The sequence below is a fragment of the Halorussus rarus genome, from assembly GCF_003369835.1.
Lineage (GTDB): Archaea > Halobacteriota > Halobacteria > Halobacteriales > Haladaptataceae > Halorussus > Halorussus rarus.
The window spans coordinates 854,775-876,248 of record NZ_QPMJ01000001.1; the positions used below are offsets into that span (position 1 = coordinate 854,775).

Annotated in this window: 16 protein-coding genes and 1 tRNA gene; 16 read left to right on the forward strand and 1 reads right to left on the reverse strand. The window is 67.8% G+C overall.

Translation table 11 applies throughout. The annotated features are described in order from the left end of the window. Nucleotides 1-140 precede the first annotated feature (140 nt). A complete protein-coding gene (locus DVR07_RS04370) occupies nucleotides 141-431 on the forward strand; it encodes a HalOD1 output domain-containing protein (RefSeq protein WP_115795542.1) in 291 nt (96 codons plus the stop codon). A 110-nt stretch (nucleotides 432-541) separates the two neighbouring features. Continuing rightward, nucleotides 542-700 (forward strand): DUF7576 family protein, encoded by a 159-nt coding sequence (locus tag DVR07_RS21335; RefSeq protein WP_162829423.1) that lies wholly within the window; start codon nucleotides 542-544, stop codon nucleotides 698-700. Nucleotides 701-761: 61 nt separating this feature from the next. Here DVR07_RS21335 and DVR07_RS04375 read toward each other — a convergent pair whose 3' ends face one another. Beyond that, entirely contained in the window at nucleotides 762-3,140 is a 2,379-nt protein-coding gene (locus DVR07_RS04375) for a DUF2298 domain-containing protein (RefSeq protein ID WP_115795543.1), read from the reverse strand. A gap of 304 nt (nucleotides 3,141-3,444) precedes the next feature. Here DVR07_RS04375 and DVR07_RS04380 point away from each other — a divergent pair. The 14 genes from DVR07_RS04380 (at nucleotide 3,445) to DVR07_RS04450 (ending at nucleotide 21,474) form a co-directional block, all read left to right on the forward strand. Next, nucleotides 3,445-3,519: transfer RNA gene (locus tag DVR07_RS04380), tRNA-Met, on the forward strand. A gap of 230 nt (nucleotides 3,520-3,749) precedes the next feature. Beyond that, nucleotides 3,750-4,442 carry a DJ-1/PfpI family protein gene (locus tag DVR07_RS04385; protein WP_115795544.1) on the forward strand — a complete coding sequence of 231 codons (693 nt, stop codon included), beginning with the start codon at nucleotides 3,750-3,752 and terminating at the stop codon, nucleotides 4,440-4,442. Between the two features lie 235 nt (nucleotides 4,443-4,677). After that, a complete protein-coding gene (locus tag DVR07_RS04390; RefSeq protein ID WP_115795545.1) occupies nucleotides 4,678-6,588 on the forward strand; it encodes an ABC transporter substrate-binding protein in 1,911 nt (636 codons plus the stop codon). Nucleotides 6,589-6,646: 58 nt separating this feature from the next. Beyond that, complete coding sequence (locus tag DVR07_RS04395) at nucleotides 6,647-7,621, forward strand: ABC transporter permease (RefSeq protein WP_115795546.1); 975 nt, start codon at nucleotides 6,647-6,649, stop codon at nucleotides 7,619-7,621. Next, nucleotides 7,621-8,814: an ABC transporter permease gene (locus DVR07_RS04400; protein ID WP_115795547.1), complete on the forward strand. Its 1,194-nt coding sequence runs from the start codon at nucleotides 7,621-7,623 to the stop codon at nucleotides 8,812-8,814. Before DVR07_RS04395 ends, DVR07_RS04400 begins: the two co-directional genes overlap by 1 nt. A gap of 2 nt (nucleotides 8,815-8,816) precedes the next feature. After that, the gene (locus tag DVR07_RS04405) at nucleotides 8,817-9,866 is read left to right on the forward strand and encodes an ABC transporter ATP-binding protein (protein ID WP_115795548.1); all 1,050 of its coding nucleotides are present in this window, start codon (nucleotides 8,817-8,819) and stop codon (nucleotides 9,864-9,866) included. Then, complete coding sequence (locus DVR07_RS04410; protein ID WP_115795549.1) at nucleotides 9,859-11,226, forward strand: ABC transporter ATP-binding protein; 1,368 nt, start codon at nucleotides 9,859-9,861, stop codon at nucleotides 11,224-11,226. Before DVR07_RS04405 ends, DVR07_RS04410 begins: the two co-directional genes overlap by 8 nt. Nucleotides 11,227-11,530: 304 nt before the next feature. Beyond that, nucleotides 11,531-15,598 (forward strand): ATPase, T2SS/T4P/T4SS family, encoded by a 4,068-nt coding sequence (locus DVR07_RS22300; protein WP_240147433.1) that lies wholly within the window; start codon nucleotides 11,531-11,533, stop codon nucleotides 15,596-15,598. Next, nucleotides 15,595-17,619, forward strand: coding sequence for a type II secretion system F family protein (locus DVR07_RS04425; protein ID WP_115795550.1), 2,025 nt, complete (start codon nucleotides 15,595-15,597; stop codon nucleotides 17,617-17,619). The genes DVR07_RS22300 and DVR07_RS04425 overlap by 4 nt, the downstream gene beginning before the upstream one ends. Before the next feature lie 2 nt (nucleotides 17,620-17,621). After that, on the forward strand, nucleotides 17,622-18,182 hold the full coding sequence (locus tag DVR07_RS21340; protein WP_449272227.1) for a DUF7287 family protein: 561 nt from the start codon (nucleotides 17,622-17,624) through the stop codon (nucleotides 18,180-18,182). Between the two features lie 2 nt (nucleotides 18,183-18,184). Beyond that, entirely contained in the window at nucleotides 18,185-18,787 is a 603-nt protein-coding gene (locus DVR07_RS04435; RefSeq protein ID WP_115796299.1) for a DUF7288 family protein, read from the forward strand. After that, entirely contained in the window at nucleotides 18,775-20,160 is a 1,386-nt protein-coding gene (locus DVR07_RS04440; RefSeq protein ID WP_115795551.1) for a DUF7261 family protein, read from the forward strand. The genes DVR07_RS04435 and DVR07_RS04440 overlap by 13 nt, the downstream gene beginning before the upstream one ends. Then, nucleotides 20,157-20,690 carry a DUF7266 family protein gene (locus tag DVR07_RS04445; protein WP_115795552.1) on the forward strand — a complete coding sequence of 178 codons (534 nt, stop codon included), beginning with the start codon at nucleotides 20,157-20,159 and terminating at the stop codon, nucleotides 20,688-20,690. The genes DVR07_RS04440 and DVR07_RS04445 overlap by 4 nt, the downstream gene beginning before the upstream one ends. After that, nucleotides 20,683-21,474 (forward strand): DUF7289 family protein, encoded by a 792-nt coding sequence (locus DVR07_RS04450; protein WP_115795553.1) that lies wholly within the window; start codon nucleotides 20,683-20,685, stop codon nucleotides 21,472-21,474. Before DVR07_RS04445 ends, DVR07_RS04450 begins: the two co-directional genes overlap by 8 nt.

Genomic DNA, 21,474 nt, shown 5'->3' on the forward strand with positions numbered 1-21,474 from the left:
CAGTGTGGCCACTTGTCACCCCGGGACGAGTCGGACGCTCTCTGCCCGTATTTAGATGTATAACCCCGAGGGAGCCAAAGCGCGTATGCATCTATCGTTAATCGCTATCCTACGTCGTACTATAGACTGGTGTATAGAACATGAGTCAGAGCATCAGCGGGGACACCTTCGGGAAGGAGTCGGTAAGCCAGCGCGTCATCGATGCGGTCGCCGAGGCGACGGGGAGGGACCCGACCGACGTCGGACCTCTCTACCACGTCATCGACCCGGACGCGCTCGACCGGCTGTTCGCCGCGACGGGCGCGGGCGGCCGGAACGGGGGCCACGTGGAGTTCGCGTTCGCCGGCTGCGACGTCGTCGTCCGGGGAAGCGGCAGTGTGGAGGTGACCGAGCACTCCGTCGCGACCGGGCTCGGCGACGAGACCCGGTGAGCGCCCCCGAACGATGACGACGTTCCGACACCCACGACGGAGGCCCGGTGCAGCGTAGCCGTGACCCGGCTCACCCGGCGGCGACAGACGAATCGGGGGACGCCTACGCCATGACGGACGAGTGCGCTCGGTGCGGGAGCCCAGTTCCGGCCGAGGAGTGGCATCCGGTCGCGACCGTCCGCGACGACGACGGCACCGTCGAGATCTACGACTTCTGCTCGGAGGCGTGCCGCACGGCGTGGGTCGACGTCGAGAACGCCGACGACTGAATCGGCAGGGCTGGGCGCGGAAAACGGTTCTCGGGTTTCGGTCGCTTCTCTCTCAACGTACTCAGAGCCGCGACTGGTGGACGCGGTAGATGACGACCTCGCCTCGGTCGAACACCGGTTCGATGCCCGGGTACTGGCCGAAGCGGAGGTTCTCGGCGGCGTACCGCTCGCGGGCCCGGGGGCCGACGTAGATGTACTTCGCGTCGTGCTTCTGGAGCAGTTCTGCCCGGTCGGCCCACGTCCCGGTGTAGATCAGGTCGACCTCCTCGGCCCGGAACTCCGCCGTCTCGTGGCCCCGGTAGATGCCCTCGTGGTAGACCCAGCCGATGACCGTCGGCAGGCCGGTCAGCGACGAGGCGGGGCTGGTCCAGGTGTACACCTCCCGGCCGGGCGTCGAGACGATGTGAGGCTGGCCCGCCTTCGCGTCGAGCCACGCGATGGCGGCCGCCTCGCCCGGGTGACGGTCCTCGACGAACGCCTTGCCCGCCAGCGTCGGGTCGTCGGTGCGGTGGCCCTCGGCGGTGAAGTGACCGCCGAGCGCCAGTCCGCCGTACAGCGCGGTCGAGACGACCAGCACCGCCGCCAGCCCGCCCATGACGTCCGAGCGGTCGATTCCGACGCGGGGGAGCGCCCAGTCTGTCGGACCGGACGAGGCGACCAGGGTCCCCAGCGCTGCGCCCGCGGCGGTCGCCCAGAGCACCCACACCTGCATGTACACCTTGAACACGGTGTTGAACCGGCCGCCCGCCGCGCTGTCCTGGACGTAGACGAACTCCACCAGCGTGACGAGGCCGGCGCCCGCGACCACCAGCACCGTCTCGTAGCCGACGCCGCCGGCGTCGACCGCGTCGCCGACCGTCCGGAGCATGAGCCAGCCGACCGCCAGCAGCGGGACTACCAGCACCAGCACCGGGTAGTCCACGACCCATGCCCACCCCATCAGCGCCGCGGCCAGCAGTCCGAACCGGACGGGGTCGACGTCGAACGCCGCCTTCGCCCGGGGCCAGAGGAACGCCGCGAACGTCGCGATGAACGCGCCGTGGACGAGCAGCAGGCCGACGGCGCTGGACTGCTCGGGCAGCACCGCGATGCTGCGGTTGCCGGTCGAGCGCAGCAGGATGCCGAACACGAACGGGGCGACCCAGGCGATAGCGGCGACCGCTACCGCGGCCGTGGCGGCGAACGCGGCGCCGACCCGACGGGCCTCCGCTAGGAGTGCGAAGTCGATTCCGCTCGCCGCTCCGTCGCCCGCGCTCGCACCGGCTCCGCCGTCGGTGACCGGTTCGGCCGCCTCGTCGGCGGCGACGCCGGGGAACAGCGTCAGCGGGTCGGCGGGCGCGAACACGACCGCGAGCCACACCACGCCGAGGCCGGTCGGGAAGCTCCAGACGTTGACGAGGCCGAGCAGGCCGACGACGAGCGGGAAGGCGCCGAACGCGAGCGCGCGCCGGCGCCGGAGCGCGCCGGGCCGGGTCCGGTAGTACGCGAACCCGAGCGCCGCGACCAGCAGCAGGAACGGCGTGCTGACCATGTGGGCGTGGAGGTCGCCGTTGAGGAACGAGAACAGCGGGAACTCGTTGATGGTGCCGGGGATCACCCGGCTCGGCGCCCAGTAGCCGAACGCGTCGAGTCCGTCGGCCACGAGGCCGCTCGACGAGGAGTCGCCGAGCGGTTCGGCGAGCCAGTCGGCGACCCGCCGGTCCGTGGGCGCCGGCAGCAGCCAGACCAGCCCCGTGACCGCCGTGACCAGGTTGGCCGCGAAGCCGACGAAGAACGCCCCGAGCGCGCCCGCGATCCGGCGCGAGGCGCCGCGGGCGTCGGCCATCGCCCCCGCGAGTCCGTACGCCGCCGTGACCAGCGCGGCGTAGAACCCCGAGAGCGCGAGGTTGTAGGCGAACTCGGCCTCGGTGCCCGTGAGCTGGGCGAGCAGGGCTGCCATGAGGTGGCCGCCGTAGTAGTAGAGGACGTGTTCGCCGGCCCACCACATGTCCTGCGGCGGCAGGACGTCGGCCCGCAACAGCGACTTGAGGATGCCGAAGTCGAGGAACTTCTCGCCGCCGCCGGGGTGGACCGACGGGTCGACGGCCCGGACCGCGACCAGGAGCGCGAACGCGACGCCGAAGACGATTATTGTTTCAACGTACGCGCGCGTGTCCATCGGCGGGGCGTCGTCCGCACCGGGGCGGAGCGAACGGTCGCTCCACAGGACGACCCCCGAGAGCGCGGCGACGGCGCCGACGCCGAGGAACGCGGTCCACCGACCGAACGAGAGGTGGCCGACCCAGTAGGCGACGAGGGTCGAGACCACCAGCGCCACCGGGAGGGCGAACGCCGCTCCCCGGTCGGGGAAGCCGGGGAACAGCCGGGCGGCGAGCGGCAGCGCGACGAACGCGAGCGCCTGGAAGGCGACGAACCACAGCAGGACGAGCGCGTACTCCATTCGATACGTAGTCGTGCGACCGAGCGATAAACGTCTTGGGGTTCGTCTCACCGCCGCTCCGGCCGTTCGCGCCGACAGGCGGGGCGTAACCGCCGATTAGCTCTCGTTGCGGGTGGCACAGTTCGACCCCGTACCACGACCGTTTCGCGAACGCGACGGACCGGATCGAAGTAGCATTACGGTCCGTAGTGGCGCCAGTCATCGCGGCTCCTGTAGTCGTCGAACGGGGCGACGCCACCGGCATAAATTCGCACACGGCGACCGAATCACAATCCTTATCTGTCGGACGGCGCTACGAAATGGTAGCGGGATGGGATAGCCAGGAGATTCCGGCGGGCTCATAACCCGCAGATCGGTAGTTCAAATCTACCTCCCGCTACTTTCTGAGCGAACTCACACTGCGAGCCTTCTTTTCGTCGAGCAGTCTCTGAGTCGGAACAGACCCGGAATCGGATCGCCGGACTGTAGGGAGCACTGCGTGAATATCGAGCCTGACAGTGATTATGCCTCGTCTATTCCAGTCTACACTTTCGGCGTAACCCGCCGAAGGACCGGCCACGACGACCGGTAAGCAACGTTTTATTGGCCGCCAGCCACTACGGCTCCCCGATGACATCCGTACTGTTCGTCGTGAGCGAGGAGGGGTACTGGGGCGAAGAGTGCGTCGACCCGCTGGAGACGCTCTCGGAGACCGAGGCCAGCATCGACGTCGCGACGCCGTCCGGCGGCAAGCCGGTGGTCGACGACCGCTCCGTCGACCCGGAGAACGTCGGCGAGGAGACCGCAGAGTGGGTCGAGGAGGTCCACAGTTCCGACGAGCGCCTCCAGAACCCGATGCCGCTGGCCGCCGCGGACGCCGACCAGTACGACGCTGTGGTGTTCCCCGGCGGGCACGGCACCGAGTGGGACGTCAACCAGGACAAGCACGCCCGCGCCCTGCTGCGCGAAGCGGTCGAGGGCGACGACCAGAAGGCGCTGGTCGTGTGTCACGCGGTCGGCCTCCTCGCGTTCGCCCGCGACAGCGACGGCGGCATGCTCGTCGACGGTCGGAACGTGACCGGTTTCCCCAACGAGTGGGAGGAGAACATCGTCGACGACCAGGACCTGATGCCAGACGGCCGGAAACTGCCCTACTGGGTCGAGGACGAGGTCACGGCCGCCGGCGGTAACTGGGACGCCGAACTCGACGCCGACGAGAGCGTCACCGTCGACGGCGACCTCATCACGGCCCGCGGGCCCGAGTCGTCACACGCCGGCGTGACGGCGCTCGTCGAGGCGCTCGGCGTGACCCGGCCGGCGTAACCCGTCGGTCCGCGGCCGACCGACTCGTCGCTCTTCCTGTCATAATCCTGTGGGCCGTATCTATATGCATTATTGCACATGTTTGTTCATCGTGGTGTTTCAACCCGATCTAAGTTTAGAATCTTCGTAAAAACGCTAGGTAGTTAGCACATACATTCGACTATTCTACCTACCAGAATCGGAACGAATCGAACGAATCGACACTTATATAGGGAGCTAGGATTAGGTAAAGGATATGCCATCTGGCAACAACGGCTTTGATACCACAGAACAAGGCAGTCCGGGCATGAACCGGCGGAAGTGGCTCCAGGCGCTGGGCGTCGCTGGCGTCGCCGGTCTCGCCGGCTGCCAGGGCTCGGACAGTCCGCAGGACACGACGACCGGGTCGACGACGACCGACGACGTCGGGTTCGGCGAGGAGACCGAGACCGAAGGAACGACCACCGAGGCTGGCGAACTCCCCGAGGTCGGCGGGACCTACACGCAGGCGGTCTCCTCCAGCTTCGACTCGCTGAACTTCATCTACAACACCGAGTCGACGACGAACGACATGATCACGCTGACCCTGGACAGCGCCTACGGCTTCAAACCGGGCCAGCAGATGTTCCCGCGGTGGCTCGAACTCACCACCGACGACAACCGGGTCTACACGGCGAAGCTCCGCGAGAACCTCCAGTGGAGCGACCCCTACGGCCAGCTGACCGCCGAGGACTACGTCTACCTCATCAAGAACGTCCACCAGACCGAGTGGGCCGGCAGCGCGGCCCGAGGCGACTGGTACATCGACGAGGAGCCGATCCCGGTCGAGAAGACCGGCAAGTACTCCTTCGAGATTCAGCTTCCGGAGGTCGACCCCGCGTTCCCCAAGCGGCCGGCCATGTGGCTGATGAAGACGGCGCCCAAGGAACTGCTCAAGCCCTACGTCGACGAGCAGGACGCGGAGGGGCTGGAGCAGGACGATGAGCTCAATTCGCTGTCGTTCACCGGGAACCTCGGCCCCTACAAGCTCGACAGCTGGAAGCGCCAGAACAAGATGGTCTTCACGCGCAACGACGAGTACTACCTGCGCGAGGCCGACGACGTCAAGAAGGCGTTCTCGAAGGCCCCGTACTTCGAGACGGTCGAGACCCAGATCATCAAGGAGGAGAGCTCGCGGCTCTCCGCGCTCAAGACGGGGGAACTCGACGAGGCCCAGATTCCGCCGAACAAGGCCTCGAACTTCAAGCAGCAGGAGGACGTCTACCTGAACGTCACGCCCCAGCCGTACAACGTCCCGCTGTTCTACAACCAGCGCGCCAACGGCTGGAAGCCGTTCCGCAAGCAGGGCGTCCGGCAGGCGCTGGGCTGCGCCATCGACAAGAAGAAATTCGTCAAGGGCGTGTTCCGCGACTACGCCGAGCCCGAGTACACCTGGCAGCCCAAGTGGTCGCCCTGGTACGACGAAAGCAAGGTCGTCAAGTACGGCACCGGCGACCTCTACGGCCCCGAGGCGACCCGCTCGCGGATGGAGAAGGCGCTCAGCGACACCGAGTACAGCTACGACGGCGACACGCTGGTCGACGGCAACGACGAGCAGGTCGAGCTGACGCTGATGTACCAGTCGAGCCAGCAGACCGAGGTCGCGACCGCCCAGTTCGTCAAGCAGGAGTTCGCGAAGAACGCGGGCATCAAGGTCAAGCTCAACGGCGTCGGCGCCACCAAGTTCGTCCGCGACTACTGGCAGCAGCAGGTGCCGGACAACGCGGACTCGTTCGAGTGGAGCCACGGCGCGTACAACGCCGGCCCGCGCGACAAGGCGACCAGCAAGAACGGCTGGGACATGGCCCGCGTCTACGGCCTCAACACCTACCCGATGACGCCGACCACCAACGAGGTCTTCTTCAAGAAGGACGGCACGTACAACCCGTACGGCTACTACCCGTCCTTCGACTTCGCGAGCCTCTTCAGCCAGGCCAAGCAGGAGACCGACCCCCAGAAGCGCAAGGAGATCCTCGCCGAGATCTTCGGCAAGCTCTCGAAGGACCAGCCGATGGGGATGTTGGCGCTCAACTCCGACATCTACGGCTACCGCGAGGGCATCGAGGGCCCCATCGAGGAGTTCTTCAGCGGCTGGGACTTCTCGACGTGGCACCGTAACGACGAGTAAGCGCAGCGCCGACCGAACTCCCTCCGATTTCAGTACTTCAGATACGAGACTTTCAACTATGGGCATGAGATGGTACGTGGCTCGCAGGTTGATGTGGACGTTCGTGGTGACGTTTATCATCATCTCCATCACCTGGGGGCTGCTCGCGGCGGCACCGGACAAGGACATCATCGAGGCCAAGCAGAAGGCCGCACAGGCGGGTCAGAGCGCCGAAGCGGCGGAGGAGCGCCTCAACAAGCTGCGAGGGTACGACCGGCCGCTCTGGCAGCGCTACACCGACTACATGGTCGACACGTTCACCCTCAACTGGGGGTGGTCGGACAGCAGGGGCCAACCCGTGACGGAGGCCATACTGACCTCGCTGTACTACACGGCCCAGTACTCCATCCCGTGGACGATACTGACGATGGTCATCGGCGCGAGCGTCGGCCTCTACTCGGCGGTCAACCAGTACACGAAGAAGGACCACGTCGCGACCTTCTTCGCGTTCTTCGGGATGTCGATCCCGAACTTCTGGTTCGGCATCATGCTGCTGCTGGTGTTCGCGGTCCAACTCGGCTGGGTACCCGTGATCTACAACAGCGACGTCCCGGTGTTCAGCTGGGCGAACGTCAAGCAGCTCATCCTGCCGGTGTTCGTGCTGGTGACCGGCTCCATCGGCACGTACATGCGGGTCACGCGCAACGAGGCCGCGGAGTATCTCAACACGGACTTCGTCAAGACGGCGCGCGCGAAGGGTGCCGACAACACCCGCATCCTGACCCGCCACATCCTGCGGCCCGCATCGGTGCCGATGTCGACGACGTTCGTCGGCTCGATGATCGCGCTGTTCATCGGCTCGTCGTACCTGGTCGAGGTCGTGTTCGGGATTCCCGGGCTCGGCCTGCTGACCATCGAGGCGATCCGGTCCCAGGACACCGCCCTGGTGATCGGGACCTCGTTCATCGGCATCTTCGCCTCGGTCATCGGCAACCTCCTGCAGGACATCGTGTACACGCTGCTCGACCCGCGCATCGGGTACGGTGATCGGTGATGGCGACGCAGAACTCTCCGAACGACACGTTCGAGGACGTCGACTGGGACGAGGAGACGAGCGGTCACGGCCTCTCGCTTTCGACCCGGGACAAGGGGCTGGCGGCCGTGCTCGCCGCGATGACCGGCCTGTTCATCTACGACGCCCTGATCGTGCCGGACGGCGAACCCACGTTCGGCGCCGTCGGCTGGTCGTACAGCGTCTCCCAGCTCGACTGGCTGTTCGCGCTGACGCTGGTGGCGCTGTTCTTCTTCGCGGTCGTCCCGATGTACCAGAACCCGCGGATGACGCGGTACTACTGGGAGGAGTTCAAGAAGAACAGGCCCGCGATGGTGAGTCTGGGCTATCTGATCACCATCTTCGTCGTCGGCATCGTCGGGCCGCTGTTCATCAGCAAGCCGGAACTGGCGCTGCTGGAGAAGTACCAGCCGCCGATGTTCACTGCGGTCGACACGTCGTACGTGATCGAGTGCGCCGGCGAGGTGTCGAACGGGCTGTGCCACGGCAGCACGCAGTACCCGCTCGGGACGACCGGCGACGGCAAGAGCATCTTCAAGATCGTCGTCTACGGGATGCAGGTCAGCATGAAGATCGGGCTCATCTCCGCGCTGCTGGTGATGGTCATCGGCAGCGTCGTCGGCACCGTCGCGGCGTACGCCGGCGGGCTGGTCGACGAGGTGCTGATGCGGTACGTCGACATCCAGATGGTCTTCCCGACCTTCATCGCGTACCTGCTCATCACCTACATGTACGAGCCGAGCCTGTTCCTGTTCGTGCTGATGTTCGGCGGGCTCACCTGGGGCAACAACGCGCGATACGTGCGCTCGAACGCGCTCCAGAAGACCGAAGAGGAGTACATCAAGGCGGCCAAGACCAGCGGCGCGAGCACGTGGCACATCATCCGGCGCCACCTGATCCCGAACACCGCCAGCAGCATCATCACCGACCTCACGCTGCTGATTCCGTCGTTCATCCTGTTCGAGGCGTCGCTGTCGTTCCTCGGCCTGGGCGACCCGACGGTCCCGTCCTGGGGCCAGGTCATCGCCGCCGGGCGGAGCGACCTCTCGTTCGCGTGGTGGATCTCGACGATTCCGGGGATCTTCCTGTTCTTCACGATCCTCGCGTACAACTTCCTCGGGGACGCGCTGCTCGACGCGCTCAACCCGCAAGCCGACTCGGAGTCCGAGACGTAATCATGACTGACACCGAACCACTACTCTCAGTTCGCAACCTCAGGACGACGTTCACGACCGACGAAGGCGTCGTTCAGGCGGTCGACGGCATCGACTTCGACATCCGCGAGGGCGAGACGGTCTGCATCGTCGGCGAGTCCGGCTCCGGCAAGACCGTGGCCAGCGAATCCATCACCCGGATCATCAACACGCCGCCGGGCGAGATCGACGGCGAGATCCGGTTCCGGGGCCGCGACATCAACGAGATGGGCGACGAGGAGCTCCGGCAGGTGCGCGGGAACAACATCGCCCACATCTTCCAGAACCCGCAGGACGCGCTCAACCACTGCTACACCGTCGGCTGGCAGATCGTCGAGGCCATCCGGCTCCACGACGACCTCTCGAAGGACGAGGCCCGCGAGAAGGCCATCGACCTGCTCGACCAGGTCGGCATCCCGGAGGCGACCGCGCGGTTCGACGACTACCCCCACCAGTTCTCGGGCGGGATGAAACAGCGGGTCATGATCGCGATGGCGCTGGCGACCGAGCCCGACCTGCTCATCGCCGACGAGCCGACCACCGCGCTCGACGTCACCATCCAGGCCCAGATCCTCCGGCTGCTCAACGAGCTCCAGGACGAGCTCGGGATGAGCATCCTGCTCATCACCCACGACCTGGGCGTCGTCGCCGAGGTCGCCGACCGGGTCATCGTGATGTACTCCGGGAAGGTGATGGAGACCGGCGACGTCTACGACCTGTTCGAGAACCCGGCCCACCCCTACACGCAGGCGCTCATGGAGTGTCTGCCCGGTCGGGGCAACGAGACCCACGGGATTCCGGGGTCGCTGCCAGACCCAACGGACCCGCCGGACGGCTGCCGGTTCGCCGAGCGATGCCCCCACGCCATAGACGTCTGCCGCGAGGGCGAGCAGCCGCCGCTGGTCGCGACCGACGCCGAGGACCACCGCGCCTCGTGCATCTACTACCAGCCGAGCTACGACGAGTCCGTGGTGTCGGGGACCGACCCGAGCGACGCGTCGGCCGGCTTCAAGGGGGGTGCCGACGATGACTGACGGCGAACCGCTGCTGTCGGTCCGCGACCTCAAGAAGCACTACCCGATCACCGAGGGCATCCTCTCGCGGGAGGTCGGCCGCGTCCGAGCGGTCGACGGCATCAGCTTCGACATCGCGCGGGGCGAGACGCTGGGGCTGGTCGGCGAGTCTGGCTGCGGGAAGTCGACCGCGGCCTCCTCGATCATCCAGCTCGAGGAGCCCACCGAGGGCGAGGTCATCTTCAACAGCGAGAAGTACGACCCCGTGGCCGACCCGTCGGCCGACCCGCACCCCAACGACGTCACGGAGTTCGACGACCGGCAGCTCAAGGAGTTCCGGCGCCAGGCCCAGATGATCTACCAGGACCCCTCCTCGAGCTTCGACCCGCGGATGACGATCGGCGAGTCGGTCGCCGAACCGCTGCGGGTCCACGGGCTCGACGACAAGGAGCGCCGCAAGGCCATCGTCGAGGACCTGCTCGAACGGGTCGGGCTGTCGGCCGACGACTACCACCGGTACCCCCACGAGTTCTCGGGCGGCCAGAAGCAGCGGGTCGGGCTCGCGCGCGCGCTCGTGCTGAACCCCGAGCTCATCATCGCCGACGAGCCGGTGTCGGCGCTCGACGTGAGCGTGCAGGCCGAGGTCCTCTCGCTGATGAACGACATCAAGGAGGAGTTCGGACTGTCGATGCTGTTCATCAGCCACGACCTGGGCGTCGTCCGGGAAGTGTGCGACCGGGTGGCCGTGATGTACCTCGGCGAGATCGTCGAGCTCGGTCCGACCGAGCAGCTGTTCGAGAACCCCCAGCATCCCTACACCCAGGCGCTGCTGTCGTCGATCCCGGTGCCGGACCCCCGCCAGCGCGGGATGGGCGTCGAGCTCTCGGGCGACGTCCCGTCGCCCTCGAACCCGCCGAGCGGCTGTCGCTTCCACACCCGGTGTCCCAAGGTCATCCAGCCCGAGGGCTACGACTTCGAGCAGGAGCACTGGCGGTCGGTGATGGAACTCCGCGACCGCATCGGCAAGCACGAGATCGACGTCGAGGCGGTCCGGGAGTACGTGGTCGGCGAGCACGACGGCGACATCGACGAGGAGGCGGTGACGGCCGACCAGATGGACGCGGTCATCCGCGACGAGTTCGACGTCCCCGACCCGCTCCCGGACGCCGACGCCGAGGCCGTCCTCGCGGAGGGGCTCGAGCACGTCGCGGCGGGCGACTTCGAGAGCGCCGACGACCTGCTCTCGACCGAGTTCGAGACGGTGTGCGAGACCCGGAAGCCGACGTACACCGAGACCCAGCCCGGACACAAGGCGAGCTGTCTGCTCCACGAGGCCGAGACCGGCGACGAGTTCGAGCAGTCGGCCTCGCTCTCGGACTGACCTCGCCCCGGCCTGTCGCCGAACCGCGCTGACGCCGGCGAACGAATTAATTGTATTTTATCTACACGTATCGTCAGTGACTGGACTCCGACGACCCCTGCGCGACGTGCAGCTGTTACTTGTTGAACGATTCTCAGCGTAATCGGCCACCGTCGCGGCAAAATCGCGGACTTCGAAGTATCAATTCATCGTCCTATCGGCCACAATTTTCATTACCTCTCCCTTGAGCATGTATCGTAAGTATGGGGACGTATCTCTTCTCTGTTACGAGGATTTTTGCGGTATCAGCCGAGGGGAACAGCAAATGAGCGACGAACGCGACGCCGACGGCGAGGACCCGCCCGACGACGACGGCATCTCGTTTTCAGACGGCGCGGACGCCGACGACGGGGACGAAGAGGCGGACGGTCCGGACGAGGACACGGGCGAGGTCGACGCCAGCGACGGGGACGGGGCCGAGGCCGACCGCGGGAACGAGAACGCGGCCGAAGCGGACTCTGACGACGAGGGCGCGGACGACGTGGCTGGAGAGAATGGTGACGGGGACGAAGGGGACGGGAACTCACCGGGGGATGAGTCGGACGCGACCGAGGAAGATGGGGACTCGCCCGAAGGCGACGACGGGTCCGAGCGCGACGCGGGACCGTCAGGCGATGACGAAGCGTCGTCCGAAGGCGACGATGTATCGCAGGACGACGACGCGGGCCCGGGACCGCTCGACATCAGCGACGACGAACTGGCCAGCGCGGCGGTCACGGTCGGCGAGTACGACTGGGACGCGTTCAAGGAGGAGTTCTTCTACGAGGACGGGAGCCCGCCGACCAACTGGCGGGGCAAGCCCTACACCTTCGACCCGGAGGAGCACCTCGGCCACGACCCCGACGAGACCGGCGACCGGGTCGCCGGCGCCGCCGAGACCGCTGCGGGGCTGAGCGCCTACTTCGAGGACTTCCTCGACCCCGAGGCGACGCCGGTATCGCTCGGCGACTACCTCTGGGAGCACTTCCGGTACGAGTACTACTACGACCGGGACGAGGACGGAATCGCCCGGCCTCGCGACGAGTCGGGCGAGGTGGTCCCGTTCGACCGCAGCGAGTGGACCGGCCACGACGACGTCCCGGACAGCGTCTTCGAAGGTGGGGTCGCGGTCACCGACCTGAGCGCGTCGTTCGAGGAGTGGCTCGACCCCGCGACCACGCCCGTCACGAAGGGCGAGTACTACTGGGAGCACTTCAAGTACGAGTACTACTACGCGGACACGAGCGTCACCGCGCCGGAGCGGCCCCGCGACGAGGCGGGCGAGATCGAGCGCTTCGAGAAGGAGGAGTGGCTCGGCTTCCCCGAGGAGGACCTAGAGGAACTGCTCGCCGAGGGCGCCCACGACGCCCGGAAGCTCCTGCAGATCGAGGACGAGCGCACCCTCGACGTCCCCGAGGAGTTCGACGAGGACGCGTTCTTCTCGACGGTCGAGGGCCACACCACGGTGGCGAACCGCTACGACCTCGAGAAGGAGGTCGCGCTCCCGAAGAAGCAGCACTTCCGGGAGGTCGACCGCTACTGGGTCAACAAGCCCTACTCGTTCGTGGTCATCTTCCACTCCGAGAAGGAGAACGAGACCAAGTACTACCTGGTCGAGCCCTACTGCACCCCCATCGAGGACGACCTCACCGAGTTCCTGACCGGGAAGCTCCGGTCGTCGATCAAGTACTCCAGCGAGGACGTCGTGGTCGAGGCCGAGGCCGAGGAGCGCGAGGAGGTCATCGAGCGCGAGACCCTCCGGCTGCTCGCGCGCTACGACCTCTACGCCGAGAACGACGGCGAGCGCGCCCGCCAGCTCCGGGAGCTGCTCGACCGCTACGACGACGCCAGAGACGCCGTCTCGGCCTACGTCGACCGGCTCCGCGAGGAGACCGACGCCGCGGTCGAACCGCTCCGAGAGGCCATCGAAGAACACAGGGAGCGAAGGGCGGCCGAGGCAGCCGCAAACGACGGCGAGGACGCTGCCGAAGACGCGCCGGACGGCGAAGCAATCGGCGATGTCGACGAGGAGTCGACGGTCGAGGCCGACGCCGGAGCCGAACCCTCGCCGGACGCCGACGGTGAGACCGACGAGGTCGTCGCGGACGGGGGAGCAGTTGGCGACGACTCGACTTCCGATCCCGAAACCGCGACCGGTGTCGTCGAGGAATCGGACTCACCTGAATCGCCAGAGTCACCTGTGACCGGAGACGCCGACGCCGGGGCGGGCGAGGACGCCGACCTGCCGGACGCGCAAGACGACGAGGCCGACTTCCTCGAAACCGCCGACGAGGAGGCCGACGCGGACGACGGCCCCCGAATCCGGCTCGACGAGTACCTCGACCTGGACTTCGAGGCCGAGGGGTCGCTGCGCGAGCAGGTCCGGGCCGCGGTCGAGGCCAAGATCGATGAGCTGGAGCCCGACGACGAGGGCGGTCTCGACGGCATCATGGTCCGGCCCGAGCCCGTGCTCATCGAGGAGGACGACGAGACCCTCTCGGAGTACCAGACCGAGAAGCTGCTGTACTACCTCCGGCGGGACTTCATCGGCTACGAGCGAATCGACGGTATCAAGCACGACATCAACGTCGAGGACATCTCGGTCGACGGGTACAACTCCCCGGTCTTCGTCTACCACACCGACCACGAGCAGGTCATCTCCAACGTCTACCACGGTAAGGGCGAACTCGACGACTTCGTGGTCAAGATGGCCCAGCGGTCGGGGAAAGGCATCTCGAAGCGCCAGCCGCAGGTCGACGCCACGCTGCCCGACGGCTCGCGCGCTCAGCTGACGCTCGGCCGCGAGGTGAGCGACCACGGCACCAACTACACCATCCGGCAGTTCAAGGACGTGCCGTTCACCCCGGTCGACCTGGTGAACTGGAACACCTTCTCGCTCGAGGAGATGGCGTTCATGTGGCTCGCCATCGAGAACCACAAGTCGCTCATCTTCGCCGGGGGGACGGCGTCCGGGAAGACCACCAGCCTGAACGCGGTGTCGCTGTTCATCCCGAGCAACTCGAAGATCGTCTCCATCGAGGACACCCGGGAGGTCGAACTCCCCCAGCGCAACTGGATCGCGAGCGTCACCCGCCCGTCGTTCAGCGACGACGACAAGGGCGACGTCGACGAGTTCGACCTGCTGGAGGCGGCGCTCCGCCAGCGCCCCGACTACATCGTGATGGGCGAGATCCGCGGCGAGGAGGGCCGCACGCTCTTCCAGGTCATGTCGACGGGACACACCACCTACACCACCTTCCACGCCGACACGGTCGGCGAGGTGCTCAAGCGGTTCACCACCGAGCCCATCAACGTCTCCAAGACCCTGTTCACCGCGCTCGACCTGGTCTCCATCCAGACCCAGACCCGGGTCCAGGGCAGCAAGGTGCGCCGGAACAAGTCGCTCACCGAGATCAACGAGTACAACGCCGAGAACGACGAGATCAACGTCCAGGACATCTTCCAGTGGCGCGCCGAGGACGACGAGTTCATGCGCCTGTCGGGGTCGAACACCATGGACGAGATCATGTTCGACCGCGGATGGGACCGCGACCAGCTCGAACGCGAGATCCTCAAGCGCCGGGTCATCCTGGCGTACCTCATCAAGAACGGGCTCAACGAGTACACCCAGGTCGCCGCCACGGTCCAGGCGTTCATCAACGACCCCGACACCATCCTGACGCTGGTCGCCAACGAGAAGCTCGAAGAGAGCCTCCAGGACCTCCGGGAGATGGAGAGCGTCTCCATCGACGTCGACCCCAAGAAGGAGGAGATGGTGCCCCGGCCCGACCCCGGCCGGGAGACCTACGAGCTCTCGAAGGGCATCCTCGCCGAGGCCGAGGACCGGCTGCTCGACGACTACCGGGGCGCCGACGCCGACGTCGAGGGGCTGGCGGTCGCGCTGGCGGAGTCGGCCGAGCCGACCGACGCGCCCGCCGAGATCGAGGCCGAACCCGGCGCGAACGACGGGTCCGAGACCGAGTCCGGCGAGGCCGACCTCGACCTCGGCGAGGCCTTCGACGGCGACGGATCGGTCGCGGATCCGTACGGCGGAAGTCGGTTCGAGGACACCGAGTCGGTCGGCCCGGAGGACAGCGTCCGAAACGTCAACGACGCCGGAGAGCTCGGGAAGTTCCCGGAGGTCTACAACGAGGCCGCCGCAGACGACGATAGCGACGATGCGGACGGAGGAGCCGACGATGCGGACGGGGAGGTCGGAAGCGCCGACGGGGAGGTCGGCGACGCCGACGAGATCGACAGGGCCGGCGACGACGCGTTCGGGGACTTCGAGGCCGCGTTCGACGACGGCGACGGGAAGTCCACCGACGGCGACGGCGAGGAGGACGCCAGATGAGCACCGGGAACGCCGCCTCGCCGGAGCGGTCGGCCGACTCGCTGGCCGACGCGTTCTACCCCCTGTTCGACTACCTGTTCGACGCCGACGGCGACTTCGTGGCCGACGTCGAGACAAAGCTCGCCGAGGCCCGGATGCCCGACACCGTCGAGCTGTACCTCTCTCGCGGGCTGGCCGTCGGCGTCCTCGCCGGCGTGGTCCTCTGGCTGCTCGGCACGCTCGTCGGCTACGTCCTCTTCGTGACCGGCGTGGTCGAGGTGGGCGTGCTCATCGGCGTCCCGGTGCCCAACGAGACGGTTGCGTGGATCATCAGGACGTTCAAGATTCCCTCGCTGGTCGCGGTCAGCGGCCTGGTCTTCGGCGCCATCGGCTTCGGCATCGGCTTCGGCGTCGTCGTCGGCATCCCGTACATGCGCGCCAGCGAGCGCGAGCGCGAGATCAACATGCTGCTGCCCGACGCCATCTCGTTCATGTACGCGCTGTCGGTCGGCGGGCTCAACCAGCTCGAGATACTGGAGGCGATGGCGAAGGCCGACGACACCTACGGCGAGGTCTCCCGGGAGTTCCAGTCCATCGTCCAGGAGACCGAGTACTTCGACACCGACTACCGGACCGCCATCCGGAAGCGGTCGCTCGAGACCCCGAGCGACGAGCTCGGCCAGTTCCTGACCGACATGCTCTCGATCGTCAACTCCGGCGGGGACATGAGCGACTTCCTCGACGACAAGAAGGACAAGCACATGCGGACCGCCAAGCAGCAGCAGGAGATGACCTTGGAGACCCTCGAGCTGTTCGGCGAGATGTACATGACCCTCTCGCTGTTCCCGCTGCTGCTCATCATCATCCTGGTCATCATGTCGATGCTCGGCCAGGCCCAGGAGTCGATGCTGTACGCGACCGTCTACGGCCTGATTCCGCTGACGGGCGTCGGCTTCCTCGTGCTGGTCTCGACGGTCAAGCAGGACGACCCCGGCGACGGCTACCTCAATCCCTCGGACGGCGGCGACCGGCTGGAGGCCACCACCGGCGCGGGGCTGCTCCACCTCGGGCTGGTCGAGCGGTACGTCGGCGAGTTCTCGGTGTTCGACCGCATCAAGAGCCGCGAGGGGACCTACGAGACGGTCTCGCTGCTGAAGCAGCCCCACGTCTTCTTCCGGGAACACCCCCTGTTCATCCTGGGGCTGACGGTCCCGGCGTCGCTGGTATTGGTCGGCAACGCGGTCTGGACCGGCGTCGCGCCCCGGACCTTCGACGGGATGGTCGCGAATCCCATCTGGGGCACGTTCATCTACGTCTACGTCCCGGTGTACGTCAACTTCCTGCCGTTGGCCGTCTTTCACACCTGGAACGTCCGGTCGCGGAACAGGGTCGTCGACAAGCTCTCGGACAACCTCCGGAAGCTGTCGTCGGCCAACGACACCGGGCTGACCCTGCTGGAATCCATCCGGACGGTCGCCGACACCTCCTCGGGGAAGCTGGCCGACGAGTTCGACGTGGTCCACGCCAAGGTCGAGTACGGCATGAGCCTGAAGGCCGCGCTCATCGAGTTCAACAACCGGTACCACATCCCGCGACTGGCCCGGACGGTCAAGCTGGTCTCGAAGGCCCAGGAGGCCTCCAGCCAGATCTCGGCGGTGCTCTCGACCGCGGCCCAGGCCAGCGAGAACCAGGACGACATCGCCCGCGAGCGCAAGTCCCGCTCCCGGATGCAGGTGGTCATCATCATCATGACCTACCTCACCCTGCTGGCGGTGATGGCCATCCTGAAGGTGAAGTTCCTCGACGTGATGGCCGGGCTCGCCGGCCAGGCCGCCTCGTCGGGCGGCGGCTCGGGCGCGACCCAGTTCGGCGGCGGCATCGACACCAACCTGCTGTCGATGCTGTTCTTCCACGCCGTGACGCTTCAGGCGGTCCTGTCGGGGTTCATCGCGGGCTACATCCGGGACGCCTCGCTGCTGTCGGGCGTGAAGTTCGCCGTCGTGCTGCCGACCGTCGCGCTCGTCGTCTTCTCGTTCATCTAACCATGCGCGCACAGACCACTCTCGACTTCGCCGTCGGAATGAGCATCTTCCTGGTCACGGTCGCGTTCGTCGTCACCTTCCTGCCGGGCATGTTCCAGCCGTTCGAGGGCGGCGACGGCCCCGCGGTCGTCGCGGCCGACCGGGTCGCCGACCAGCTCGGTCGGCGGCTTCTGGCCGCGGGCGCCGAGCCGTTCGTCCTCGACGCGTCGTGCACCGCGGCGTTCTTCGCGGACAGCGGTCCGCCGGCCGAATCGTCGCCGGCTGACTGCCGGTACGGCGGGACGACGCTCCGCGACCGGCTCGGTCTGGCCAACGACGCGGACGTGAACGTCCGGCTCGTTGGCGAGGACGCGGACGGCGACGGCGACCCCGACCTGCTCTGTTCCGACGGAGACGCCGACGGCGACGGTGACGTCGTTATCGACGAGACCGGCGACCAGTCCTGCGCGACGACCTTCGAGGCCGGCGACGCCCCGCCGGACGACACCGGCTCGGTCGCGGTCGCTCGCCGGGTGGTCTCGATACAACACGGGGACGCGACCCTACTCGTGAGGACGTGGTGACCGTGCGGGCGCAGGCACACACCCTGGAGGGCGTCGTGGCCGGCCTCCTGCTTGTCAGCGCGCTGGTGTTCGCCTACCAGGTGACGGCGGTCACGCCGCTCTCGGGGAGCACGTCGAGCCAGCACATCGAGAACCAGCAGCGGGCCACCGCCGAGGGCGTCCTCCAGACCGCCGAGGAGTCGGGGGCGCTCCGGAGCGCGGTCCTCTTCTGGGACGCCACCAACGCGAAGTTCCGCGGCGCGGACAACGGACAGCACTACACCGACCCGGGGACGCCGCCGAACCGGTTCCTCGACGCGCTGACCCGGGCGTTCGAGGACCGCGGCATCTCGGTCAACGTCCACCTGGTCTACGTCGACTCGGACGGTCGGCGCCACCGCCAGCGGATGCTCTACCGGGGCGAACCGAGCGACAACGCGGCGACCGCGACGACAGCACTGACGCTGTACGACGACGACGTGCTCCGGGACGACCCCGACGGCGACGGCGTCGCCGACCGTACCGACACCGAGCTGTCCGGCAGTTCGTTCTACGCGCCCGACGCGGGGACGAGCAGCGGCGTCTACAACGTCGTCGCGGTGGAGGTGACAGTATGGCGCCAGTGACCGACGCCGGCGGACGCGACCGGGGACAGCTCGTGCTGGTCGGTGCGCTCACGCTCGCGGTCTCGCTCGTCGCGGTGGCGGTCGTGCTCAACTCCGCCATCTACACCGAGAACCTGGCGAGCCGGAGCGACGACGCCGGGGTCGGTGCGGCGGTCGACGTCAGGGAGAGCGTCCGGGACGGCGTCGGCGGCCTGACCGACCGCGCGAACGAGAACCACGCGGGCGACGACTACGCCACCCTCTACGGGACTCGGCTCCCGACCGCGCTGGCCGACTGGCGACCGATGGCGGTCCGCCACCGGGCGGTCGCCGGCCGGACGTTCCGGGTCACCCGGGCGCGCGGGATGGAGGGGACCAGGATCGCCCAGGACGGCGTCGCCGAGTTCACGCCGCGGACCGCCGGTGCCGACCCGCTCGGCTACGCCGCTCCCAACTGGCTGGTGGCGGCTCCGGTCGAGGTCCGGCAGTTCCGGCTCGCCGAGGTATCGGCCTCGGACCTGACGGGCGCGAGCGCGCCCTTCGATCCGGAGACGGCGTCCGACGTCTTCTACGTCGAGGTTCGCGAGGCCACCGGCTCGAACGAGTGGCAGGTCGCGCTGTACGACGCGGGCGGCGGCGTCGGCGTGATGGTCCGCGACGAGGACCAGGAGTCGGCCGTGGGCTCCTGCGCCGCCGACGGCACGGCGACCGTCGACCTCACCGGGGCGACGGTCGACGGCCGGGCCTGCGAGCCCCTCTCGTTCCTCGACGAGGCGAACGGACCGGTCGCGGTCTACTACGTGAACGGCGACGACGTCGCGGGCACCTACGAGCTCACCGTCGACCGGGCCGGCCACCGGACCGACGACCCGCTCAAGGACCGCGTCGACGACGCCAACTACGGCCTGCACTGTGAGGGACCGACCTACGCCGACGGCCCCGGAAGCGGGTCGCCCTACGCGACCGCGGCCGTCTACTCGGCCACCGTCGAGTTCCGGTACGACAGCGAGTCGGTCACCTACGAGACCGACGTGCGGGCCGCGGCGGGCGAACCCGGGCCCGGGGCGACCCGGCCGGTCGTCACCCATTTCAAAGTGACCGACCCGACGGCCGACGACGGCGCGTTCACCGTCGACTGGGCGGTCGCCGACCCGAACGGCGACCTGGACAGCCTGGAGATCGAACTCCTCGACACCGCAGGCACCGTCGTGGCGTCGACGACCCAGGGACTGAGCGGCGCCGAGGCCGGCCCGGGGTCCGCCACGCTCACCGACGCGGGAGCGGCCGATTCGACTTACGACGTGCGCATCACGGTCACCGACGCGGCGGGCAACGAGCGCGGCGCGACCGAGCGCCACGACGACGACGGCGACGAGTCGGGGTGTCCGCCGTGAGGGGCGCCTCGCAGCGGGGAGTCAGCCGGGGCGACACCGGCCGGCTGTTCGCCCGGGACGACCGCGGGGTCTCCACCGCGCTCGGCTACGTGCTGAACCTCACGGTGGCGACCCTGGTCGTCACCGGGCTCCTGGTCGCCAGCGGCGGCATCGTCGAGGACCAGCGCAAGCAGACCGTCCGGTCGGAGCTCCGGGTCGTCGGCCAGCAGTTCGCGGCCGACCTCTCGGCGGCCGACGAGCTCGCCGCGACCGCGAACGCGGGCGACACCGTCCGGATCGAGCGACGGCTCCCGCGGGAGGTCGCCGGCCGGTCGTACACCGTCGACCTCGTCGAACCCGGCCCGGGACAGCCCTGTCCGGGCGAGACGTGCCTGGTGCTGACCGCGACGGGGTCGGACGTGACCGTGGCGCTCCCGCTCGCGCTGGAGATCTCGGTCGCGTCGTCGTCGACGAACGGGGGCCGGGTCAGTATTCGGTACGCCGACCCCGACGCCGACTCGACCTACGAGCTGGAGGTGGCGGATGACTGAACGCGGGGTCAGCGACGTGGTCGGGTTCGTGCTGGTGTTCGCGCTGATCACCTCGACCGCGGCCATCGTCTACACCGTCGGGTTCTCCGGGCTCCAGGACGTCCGGGCCGAGGAGCGGCTCTCGAACGCCGAGCGGGCGTTCGACATCCTGGCGGACAACGTCGCCGACCTCCACCACAGGGGCGCGCCCAGCCGGGCGACCGAGATCAAGCTCTCGGACGCGACGCTGGGTTACGGGGACGAGACCACCCTGACCGTCGAGGTGGCCGGCGCCGGGTCGCCGACGCCGTCCTACAGCACCACCCTCGAACCGATCGCGTACGCGCCGGCGGACTCGCCGGCGCGACTCGTCTACGAGAACGGCGCCGTCTTCCGGGAGCGCCCCGGCGTCGGCGGCGTCGTCCGCCACGAGTCCGGCGCGATGTTCCGGGACGGCGCGACGCGGACGGCGGTGATTCCGCTCGTCCAGACGCGCAGGACGGGGACTGCCAGCGTCGGGGGCTCCTCGACCGTTCGCATCCGGACCGACAAGGCCGGGTCGGAGGTGCTCGGCGCCCACCGGACCCCGTCGAGCGACCCCGACGGTGACGGAACTGACGAGTACGAGGTCACGTACACGATGGAGACCACCCCGACGCGCGCACAGCTGTGGGTGGCTGCCCTCAACGAGCGGATTCCGTGGACCGACGACGCCTGCGAGGCCCCGGACGACACCGTCATCTGCACCTTCGACGTCCAGCGGCTGTACGTCACCGCAGTCCGAGTCGACGTCTCGTTCACCTGA

Coding starts and splice junctions, on each gene's coding strand:
- DVR07_RS04370 (WP_115795542.1), top strand. CDS start 141: ATGAGTCAGAGCATCAGCGGGGACACCTTCGGGAAGGAGTCGGTAAGC.
- DVR07_RS21335 (WP_162829423.1), top strand. CDS start 542: ATGACGGACGAGTGCGCTCGGTGCGGGAGCCCAGTTCCGGCCGAGGAG.
- DVR07_RS04375 (WP_115795543.1), bottom strand. CDS start 3,140: ATGGAGTACGCGCTCGTCCTGCTGTGGTTCGTCGCCTTCCAGGCGCTC.
- DVR07_RS04385 (WP_115795544.1), top strand. CDS start 3,750: ATGACATCCGTACTGTTCGTCGTGAGCGAGGAGGGGTACTGGGGCGAA.
- DVR07_RS04390 (WP_115795545.1), top strand. CDS start 4,678: ATGCCATCTGGCAACAACGGCTTTGATACCACAGAACAAGGCAGTCCG.
- DVR07_RS04395 (WP_115795546.1), top strand. CDS start 6,647: ATGGGCATGAGATGGTACGTGGCTCGCAGGTTGATGTGGACGTTCGTG.
- DVR07_RS04400 (WP_115795547.1), top strand. CDS start 7,621: ATGGCGACGCAGAACTCTCCGAACGACACGTTCGAGGACGTCGACTGG.
- DVR07_RS04405 (WP_115795548.1), top strand. CDS start 8,817: ATGACTGACACCGAACCACTACTCTCAGTTCGCAACCTCAGGACGACG.
- DVR07_RS04410 (WP_115795549.1), top strand. CDS start 9,859: ATGACTGACGGCGAACCGCTGCTGTCGGTCCGCGACCTCAAGAAGCAC.
- DVR07_RS22300 (WP_240147433.1), top strand. CDS start 11,531: ATGAGCGACGAACGCGACGCCGACGGCGAGGACCCGCCCGACGACGAC.
- DVR07_RS04425 (WP_115795550.1), top strand. CDS start 15,595: ATGAGCACCGGGAACGCCGCCTCGCCGGAGCGGTCGGCCGACTCGCTG.
- DVR07_RS21340 (WP_449272227.1), top strand. CDS start 17,622: ATGCGCGCACAGACCACTCTCGACTTCGCCGTCGGAATGAGCATCTTC.
- DVR07_RS04440 (WP_115795551.1), top strand. CDS start 18,775: ATGGCGCCAGTGACCGACGCCGGCGGACGCGACCGGGGACAGCTCGTG.
- DVR07_RS04450 (WP_115795553.1), top strand. CDS start 20,683: ATGACTGAACGCGGGGTCAGCGACGTGGTCGGGTTCGTGCTGGTGTTC.